Raw genomic sequence first — 7,985 nt, 5'->3', positions numbered from 1 at the left:
GCCTCCTGCTCGCGGCCCTGGCGCTGGAGCGTGCGGCCCAGCATCAGGTGGGCGTAGTGCTCGACCGGGTCGCGGTCGAGGACCGCGCGCAGCTCGGTCTCGGCGCGGGTCAGCTGCGCGGAGTGGTAGTACGCCCGGGCCAGCAGCAGCCGGGGGGCGACCTGCTCGGGGTACTCCTCGACCACCGTGGCCAGCAGCTTCGCCGCCCCGACGTAGTCCTTGGACCCGAAGAGCGACCCGGCCTGCTCCCAGCGGGAGGCCGTGTCCGCCGCCTGAGGCGCCGCGAAGATGTTCAGCGCGTCGCTCCAGCGGCTCGCGGCGGGCTCACCGTCGGGACCGAAGGCGTTGAAGCCCCGGAACTCCTCGCTCATGTCACTCCTTCCGGTTCTCCGGCCGCAGCGCGGCCAGTTGCTGCTCGAACGGGACCACCTGCTCGGGCCCGCCGGCCGCCGGGCGCGACTGGCGGCCGTGCATCAGCTCGGCCAGCTCGCCCGCCGCCCGCGCGTTGCGCGTGGGCAGGGTGTCCGGCAGCGGCGACCCGCTGACGGACACCCTGCCCACGCGCATCGCGCGGGCAGGGTGTCCGTCAGCGGGTCGCCGCTGCCGCCCCAGTCGTCGGCCGCCGCGTACACCGCGGTCGGCACGACGACGGACCGCAGGTAGGCGAAGAGCGGCCGCATGGCGTGCTCCAGCACCAGCGAGTGCCGCGCCGTCCCGCCGGTCGCCGCGACCAGCACCGGCTTCCCGGCCAGCGCGCCGTCGTCCGCCGCCCCGATCACGTCGAAGAACGACTTGAACAGCCCGCTGTACGAACCGGAGAAGACCGGCGTCACGGCGATCAGGCCGTCGGCGCCCGTGACCGCGTCGATCGCCTCGGCGAGGGCCGCGGACGGGAAGCCGGTGACCGTGTTGTGGGCGATGTCAGCCGCCAGGTCGCGCAGCTCGACCACCTGCACCTCGACCTGCCGGTCGTCGTCGGCCGGCTGGCGCCGCACCGCCTCCGCGAGCCGGTCGGCGAGCAGCCGGGTGGACGAGGGCACGCTCAGCCCGGCCGAGACGACGGTCAGCTTCAGCGCGGTCACTTCGACACCTCCTCCTTCTCACTCTTCTCGCTCTTCCCGGCGGCTGCCGCCGCCACGAGGGCGGCGTGGGTCGGCGCCTCCGGCACGTCCGCCAGGCGGTTCTTCGCGAACTCCTCGCGCAGCACCGGCACGACCTCCTCGCCGAGCAGGTCCAGCTGCTCCAGCACGGTCTTCAGCGGCAGGCCCGCGTGGTCGAGGAGGAAGAGCTGGCGCTGGTAGTCCCCGAAGGACTCGCGGAACGTCAGCGTCTTGTCGATGACCTCCTGCGGGCTGCCCACGGTCAGCGGCGTCTGCTCGGTGAAGTCCTCCAGCGAGGGCCCGTGCCCGTACACCGGTGCGTTGTCGAAGTACGGCCGGAACTCCCGTACCGCCTCCTGCGAGTTCTTCCGCATGAACACCTGCCCGCCGAGGCCGACGACCGCCTGCTCGGGCGTGCCGTGGCCGTAGTGGGCGTAGCGCGTGCGGTACAGCTCGATCAGCCGCTGGAAGTGCTCCTTCGGCCAGAAGATGTTGTTGGCGAAGAAGCCGTCACCGTAGTACGCGGCCTGCTCGGCGATCTCCGGCGAGCGGATGGAGCCGTGCCAGACGAACGGCGGCACGCCGTCCAGCGGGCGCGGGGCGGAGGTGAAGCCCTGCAGCGGGGTGCGGAAGCGGCCCTCCCAGTCGACGACGTCCTCGCGCCACAGCCGGTGCAGCAGCGCGTAGTTCTCCACGGCCAGCGGGATGCCCTGCCGGATGTCCTGGCCGAACCAGGGGTAGACGGGTCCGGTGTTGCCGCGGCCCATCATCACGTCCACCCGGCCGTCCGCCAGGTGCTGGAGCATCGCGAAGTCCTCGGCGATCTTCACCGGGTCGTTCGTCGTGATCAGCGTGGTGGACGTGGACAGGATCAGCCGCTCCGTCCGCGCCGCGATCCAGCCCAGCATGGTGGTGGGGGACGAGGGGACGAACGGGGGGTTGTGGTGCTCGCCGGTGGCGAAGACGTCGAGGCCGACCTCCTCGGCCTTGAGGGCGAGGGCGGTCATCGCCTTGATCCGCTCGTGCTCGCTCGGCACCCGACCCGTGGTGGGGTCCTGCGTCACGTCGCCCACACTGAAGATCCCGAACTGCACCGGACTCACCCTCTCCGTGGTTGAAAGCTCAATCACACCGGAGAACGTGTGTCGGCGCAACCCTATTCCCCGCCATGTCCTGGCAGGTCGGAGCCCCGGTACGGGCCCGCGCGGGGTCAGGGGCGAGAAGGCCCGTACCGGGGAGCGGCGGGGCCGGCCGGGCCCGGCCTCCCGCACCGGGCCCGGCCGGCGTTCCGACGCGGCGCAGCCGGCCGGCCACCCCGCGTGGCGGGGCGGCGGCCGGCCCGCCGCGTCAGGCGGACGGGAACAGCTCGGCGTACACCGCGAAGGCGATCGCCAGCCCCGCCTGCGCCCAGAAGCGGTGGTACGTGAACTCCGGTGCCGGCCCGCCGTCCAGGTGCGCCTGCACCTTCGGCCAGTCCGGGTCGTCGCGGTACCAGGAGCGCAGCCCGATGAACGTCACGCCCGGCTCGACGGTGTCGCCGTTGGGCATCGTTCCCGACCAGCCGTCCGGGACGTACACCTCGTCCGCGAAGCGCCCGTAGTCCGCGCGCGTCTCCGGCACCGCGATGCCGAGGGCGTCGGTGTTCGCGGCCAGCGCGTCCAGCAGCCGCTTGGCGACCTCGGCGGTCGCGGTGTCGCCGGCCTTGGCCGCGTAGTACGTCAGCGTCTTGGCCAGCGCGGACGCGACGCCCACGTCCGTGCCGTACTCCGCGATCGAGACGTGCAGCCCGGCGTTGGCGCCGGGGCTCGCCGGGTCCCAGGTGTCCGGGGCGCCGTCCCAGGACAGCGTCGCCGGGATGCTGAACGTGCCGTCGGGCTCCGCGGTGATCTCCGGCGTGACCCAGGCCACCCACTTCTCCAGCAGCTCCTGCGCCGTCGCGTTGCCCGAGGCGTAGTACAGCTCCGCGACCCGCTCCATGCCCCAGCACTGCATGCCGAACCAGTTGTTGCTGGGCGGGTCGTGGTAGACGGGCTGCCAGTCGTAGGCCATCCCGTAGAAGGTCGGCGTGCCCGCGGGCGGGGCGCCGTACCGGCCCTCCCAGCTGTTGGTGCAGCCGCCGGCGAGCCCGCCCTCCGAGGACTGCAGCCAGCGCAGGAACTCCAGCTGCCGGGTCAGGCTCGTCGACCAGTCGCTCTTCGCGGTGGGGGACCGGGGGGTCAGCTCCGGGACGGTGGACAGCGCCCAGGCGGCGAAGGGGTTCTGGTAGCCCTGGTGGGCGGCGCCGTCGCCGATGCGCCAGGCCCAGCCGCCGCCACCGCCCGCGGCCCCGCCCCAGGCGTAGTACCAGGACAGCAGGTAGTGCTGGGAGTTGCGGCCGCTGCCCGCGGCGCAGCCCGTGGGGCTGGTGCAGTCGCCGATCTTCTTGAAGTACTTGTCGAACATCGAGTACCGCAGGTAGTCGCCCATCTTCGCGGCGCGCTCCACCGAGGCGGAGATCTGGCCCGCGTTGCCCTGCGCGGTCGCCCAGGTCAGCGCCCAGTACGCGGCCTGCACGGCGCGCGCGTCGGCGTCGGGCGCGTTGGTGTACTTCCACTGGCGCGCGTAGGAGGCGTCCCCCACGAAGAGGTCGAGGTAGCCGTTGGGGCCGCCGTACTCGAACAGGTCGGTCGTCGGCTGCGGGACCGTCTCCCACACCGACTCCTCCGAGCCGCGCTGGTAGCTGTTGATGTACGACGGGCCGGGGCCGGGGCCGTTCTGGCCGCCGGTGCCCGGGGTGTTGCCGTAGCCGTAGGTGTTGTCGACGTCGAGCAGCCAGTGCATCCCGTAGATGTCCATCGTCCCGTACGCGGACGCCAGTTCGGCCGCCAGCGGGTCCTGGCCGACGGGCACGGACTGGTCGAGCTGCGCAGGGTACTGCGTGACGTCGGGGTGCTCGGGCGCGTACGTCGCGGGCGCGCCCGGGTTGTACGAGCTGTTGGTGGGCTGGTCGGTCTGGGTCGGGATGATGTACTGCTCGGTCACCTCCCAGGCGTTGTTGAACGGGCCCCAGTCGCCGGTGACCCTGCCGTACGCGGCCTCCAGCCACATCCAGTAGCTGAACGCCTCGGACGTCGTCTCGTGCCCGTGGTCGGGCGCTTCGACGAGCAGTGTCTCCACGCTGTGGTAGGGGATGCCGTCCGGGCTGAAGTACCCGTTGGCCGGGTCCTTGATCTTCTCGTACTGGGCGGTAGGTGTGAGTGATGGTTGAGGTAGTGAGGAGAAGGCGGAGATGGTGCGGCTGTGGCGGCGTACCGCGCGGGAGGCCGGGATGAGCCCGGAGGCGATCGACGCGGCGGAACACGTCTCGGCCGGCGTGGCCCAGGTCGACGACACCCCCGAAGGCGCGGCGGAGCTGCTGCGCACTTCCCTCCCGGGGGCGTTCCGCAGCGGCGTGGGCGCGATGCAGACGGTGGACGGCAGACGGCGTCCGATGCGCGATCCGGAGGCGTACACCGAACTGCTGTGCGCGCTGCATCCGGTGGGCCCGCCCCGGCTGTGCGCCGACCGGCTGGCGGCGACCGCGGAACGTACCGGCATCACGCGCTTCGCGCTGCTCGTCGAGGGCTCGGGGGAGCTGTGCGCCACCGAGCGGAACGTGCGGCGTATCGGTTCGGAGGTGCTGCCGCTCCTCGCTCGCTGACCACCGGGTGGGGCGGCGCGAGCGGACGGCGTGGGGAGCGGCAGCGCGGGGGGTGTCCTGGGGCCCTTCAGCAGTCACGCAGCTCCGGTGACTGGTTGAGCAACTGCGCCCGCACCGAGGTGAAGCGGGCCAGAGGCTCCTCTGTCGGGGCTTCCAGGGGGAACACCGCCACGCGATGACAGTTCTGGAAGGCGAGCCGGACGCCGAAGTGGCGTTCCAGCGCCCCCCGTATCGCATTGCTGGCGAGCGCGCGCAAAAGCTGGCCGCGGGCGTGCTCGTCCGGGGGCGGGACCTTGTTGTCGGCGAAGTCGCCGCCGTCGACCTTCAGTTGTGCCACCAGGGAACTGATCATGTCCCAGGCATAGGGAAGCGAGGTCCGGACGCAGTCGACAAACTCCCTTTCGTCGACCTCTCCCCGCTCGGCTTGATCGAGCAGGGCAGGTGGGACGTCCAGCGACATGGATTCTCCTCTCGCAGCCCCGCGGGGTTCGGGCGGGGCCTGACCGGACAGGTACGGCGATCACCACTCTCGGTACCCATGTGGCAACCGCCTGCTTCCACCGTAGGGCGGAGGATGCGGCTCCACCACAAGAACGCGTACACAACTGGCCATTGCCGAAAGGTGCATCAGGGGTCAGATCGCAGGGTGCGCCGGGAGTCGAGTAGCGTGGTGCGCCATGCGCCTCGTCATCGCCCGCTGCTCCGTCGACTACGCCGGGCGGCTCACCGCACACCTCGCCTCCGCACCCCGGCTGATCCTGGTCAAAGCAGACGGCAGCGTCTCCGTCCACGCCGACGACCGTGCGTACAAGCCCCTCAACTGGATGTCACCACCGTGCACTCTGAAAGAAGGTGAGCAGGACGGTGTCGCAGTGTGGACGGTCGAGAACAAGGCAGGCGAAAAACTGATCATTACGATCGAGGAGCTGCTGCACGACACGTCCCACGAACTGGGCGTCGACCCGGGCCTGGTCAAGGACGGGGTGGAGGCCCACCTCCAGGAACTGCTCGCCGACCGCATGGAGGCACTGGGCGAGGGCTGGACCCTCATCCGCCGCGAGTACCCCACCGCGATCGGCCCCGTGGACATCCTGGGCCGGGACGAGAAGGGGACGACCGTCGCGGTGGAGATCAAGCGGCGCGGCGAGATCGACGGCGTGGAGCAGCTGACGCGCTACCTGGAACTGCTGAACCGCGACCCCCGGCTGTCGCCGGTGCGGGGGGTGTTCGCGGCGCAGGAGATCAAGCCGCAGGCGCGGGTGCTGGCGGCGGACCGGGGGATCGAGTGCGCGGTACTGGACTACGACGCGCTGCGGGGGACGGACGACGGCAAGCTCAAGCTGTTCTGATGTGGGGCGCGCCGCTTGGGGCGTGAGGGAGCGGCTCCTACCGCGCCGCCTTCCGCCGTGGACCGGTCACCGGGGAGCGGTTGGGGCGTTGATGCCGGGTGGCGGGGCCTTCGTGGGGTTTGCTGCCGGGTGGGGTCTGGTGAGGGTGCAGGTGTCGGTCGTGCAGTGGCGTTGCAGGCGGCCGTGGGAAATCGTCTGTGCCAGGCCGGCCAGCCAGCAGGTGGGGCAGCCGCGGAAGGCGATCAGGGACAGCGGGGCCGCGAGCAGGGCGGCCGGGCCGATGACGGGTATCAGGCCGATCGAGGCGGTGATCAGCCCGAAGCCGACGGCGCCGCGCGCCAGATGGCGGGGGACGGATGTGCCGGCGAAGTTCGTCCCGGGTACCGGCGGCTGTGCGGTGGCCCGGGTCTTCGCCTCCCGCGCGGGTTTCACGGTGTGCAGTGTCATGAGACTCCTCCGAGCGAGTGCCGCAGTGCCGCGCGTGCTCTGTGCAGCCGCGATTTCATCGCGGCGTTGCTCAGACCGAGCGAACGGGCGACGGTCCTGCCGGGCAGGCCCTGTACGTCCCGCATGATCAGGACCTGTCGTTGGTCACGGGGGAGGGCGCAGACCGCGGCGGCGATCCGCTCCGCCTCCAGCCCGCGCAGCGCCGCGTCCTCCGCGGACGGTTCCGCGGGCGCTTCCGGTCCGGCCGGTGCGTCGGCGCTCCGTGAGACGAGCAGCCGTACCTGCCGGAGGCATTCGTTGCGTACGATCCGGAACATCCAGGAGGCGAGCGCGCCGGTGGCCCGCAAGGTGCCGATCTTCCGGTAGAGGATGATCAGCGCCTCCTGCGCCGCGTCCTCGGCGTCCTGCGGTGAGGCGCACAGCGAGACCGCCAACTTGCGCACATGAGGCTGCGACTGTGTGACGACGGCGGTGAGCGAAGTGGCGTCGCCGTCCTGAGCGGCCTTGATCAGCCGCTCGTCCGGCCAGGGGAAGCGTCGGTTCATGCGCTGCTCATATCCGGAAGCCGGTCCGCACGCGGGCGCCGGTCAGCTTCGGCTCCGGTAGCGCCGCATCAGGTGCCAACTGCATGCGCCCACGAGCAAGGCTCCGATCACGACGAGTCCGGTGACCATCATCGGCATTTCCTCCCGGTTCCGCCCGGCCCGTTCTGCCGGTACGGAGATAGGAGGCGGGGAGGGCCGGAAAGGATTCACCTCCCGGCGCTGCCGCACGCTCCCGCGGTGTTCGCGTGGCCGGGGGCCACGGATGGACTGCGGGGCCGTCTGCGGGGCGCCGGCGGCTCCGTCAGGCGGCTTCGCCGGAGGGGGCGCCGTCGGTCTCGCCGGACGCCGCGGAGTCGGTGCCGGTGGTGGTCGTGCCCTCCACCGCCCCGCCGTCCGTCGTCCCGCCGTCGTCCGTGGTGCCGCCGTCGTCGGTCGTGCCGCCGTCGTCGGTGGTGCCCCCGTCGTCCGTCGTCCCTCCGTCGTCCGTGGTGCCACCGTCGGTCGTCGTGCCGCCGTTCTGCGCCGTGCCGCCGTCGGTCGTCGTACCGCCGTTCTGCGTGCCGCCGTTGCCGCCGCCCGTGTCCGTGCCGCCGCCGTTCGACGTACCGCCCTTCGTCGTCCCGCCGTCCGACGACGAGCCGCTGTCCGACGGCGTACCCGGCGAACTGCTCGACGGGCTCTGCGGCGGCGCGCTGCTCGTCTCCTCGCCCGCGTCCGTCCATGCCTCGGAGGGCTCCGGTGCCGACGACTCCGGTGACGGCGGAGCCGACTCGGAGGACGGGCTGCGGGAGGGTTCCTCGGTGGGCAGGGTGTCGTCGTCCGCGGCGGCGGACCGCTCGACCTCGACCCGGTCGGCGGGCGGGTC

Annotated in this window: 8 protein-coding genes and 2 pseudogenes; 2 read left to right on the top strand and 8 right to left on the bottom strand. The window is 71.9% G+C overall.

Features of this window, described 5'->3' with window-relative positions:
• The 4 genes and pseudogenes from H5J30_RS11095 to H5J30_RS11080 form a co-directional block, all read right to left on the bottom strand.
• Positions 1-371: tetratricopeptide repeat protein (locus tag H5J30_RS11095; RefSeq protein ID WP_181787264.1), on the bottom strand; the 371-nt coding region annotated here is incomplete at its 3' end.
• 1 nt (position 372) lies between these two features.
• A pseudogene (locus tag H5J30_RS11090) lies at positions 373-1,082 on the bottom strand (FMN reductase).
• Positions 1,079-2,194 carry an LLM class flavin-dependent oxidoreductase gene (locus H5J30_RS11085; RefSeq protein ID WP_181787263.1) on the bottom strand — a complete coding sequence of 372 codons (1,116 nt, stop codon included), beginning with the start codon at positions 2,192-2,194 and terminating at the stop codon, positions 1,079-1,081. The pseudogene H5J30_RS11090 and the gene H5J30_RS11085 overlap by 4 nt, the downstream one beginning before the upstream one ends.
• Positions 2,195-2,447: 253 nt before the next feature.
• Positions 2,448-4,472, bottom strand: a complete 2,025-nt coding sequence (locus H5J30_RS11080; protein WP_374100966.1) for a glycoside hydrolase family 48 protein — start codon at positions 4,470-4,472, stop codon at positions 2,448-2,450.
• Here H5J30_RS11080 and H5J30_RS37695 point away from each other — a divergent pair.
• Positions 4,369-4,779, top strand: coding sequence for a hypothetical protein (locus tag H5J30_RS37695; protein WP_374100967.1), 411 nt, complete (start codon positions 4,369-4,371; stop codon positions 4,777-4,779). The genes H5J30_RS11080 and H5J30_RS37695 overlap by 104 nt on opposite strands.
• Positions 4,780-4,846: 67 nt before the next feature.
• Here H5J30_RS37695 and H5J30_RS11070 read toward each other — a convergent pair whose 3' ends face one another.
• The gene (locus H5J30_RS11070; RefSeq protein WP_181787262.1) at positions 4,847-5,239 is read right to left on the bottom strand and encodes an SCO5389 family protein; all 393 of its coding nucleotides are present in this window, start codon (positions 5,237-5,239) and stop codon (positions 4,847-4,849) included.
• A 217-nt stretch (positions 5,240-5,456) separates the two neighbouring features.
• Here H5J30_RS11070 and nucS point away from each other — a divergent pair, with 217 nt between their 5' ends.
• Entirely contained in the window at positions 5,457-6,128 is a 672-nt protein-coding gene (gene nucS / locus H5J30_RS11065; RefSeq protein ID WP_181787261.1) for an endonuclease NucS, read from the top strand.
• Positions 6,129-6,194: 66 nt separating this feature from the next.
• Here nucS and H5J30_RS11060 read toward each other — a convergent pair whose 3' ends face one another.
• The 3 genes and pseudogenes from H5J30_RS11060 to H5J30_RS11050 form a co-directional block, all read right to left on the bottom strand.
• Positions 6,195-6,575, bottom strand: coding sequence for a hypothetical protein (locus H5J30_RS11060; RefSeq protein WP_181787260.1), 381 nt, complete (start codon positions 6,573-6,575; stop codon positions 6,195-6,197).
• Positions 6,572-7,120, bottom strand: a complete 549-nt coding sequence (locus tag H5J30_RS11055; RefSeq protein ID WP_181787259.1) for an RNA polymerase sigma factor — start codon at positions 7,118-7,120, stop codon at positions 6,572-6,574. The genes H5J30_RS11060 and H5J30_RS11055 overlap by 4 nt, the downstream gene beginning before the upstream one ends.
• A 301-nt stretch (positions 7,121-7,421) precedes the next feature.
• Positions 7,422-7,985: pseudogene (locus H5J30_RS11050) on the bottom strand (hypothetical protein); the annotation flags it as partial.

Origin of the sequence: Streptomyces phytophilus (assembly GCF_013870535.1) — a bacterium.
Classification (GTDB): domain Bacteria; phylum Actinomycetota; class Actinomycetes; order Streptomycetales; family Streptomycetaceae; genus Streptomyces; species Streptomyces phytophilus.
Note: the sequence above shows the minus strand (reverse complement) of the source record. Positions and strands in the feature narration are given on the sequence as shown.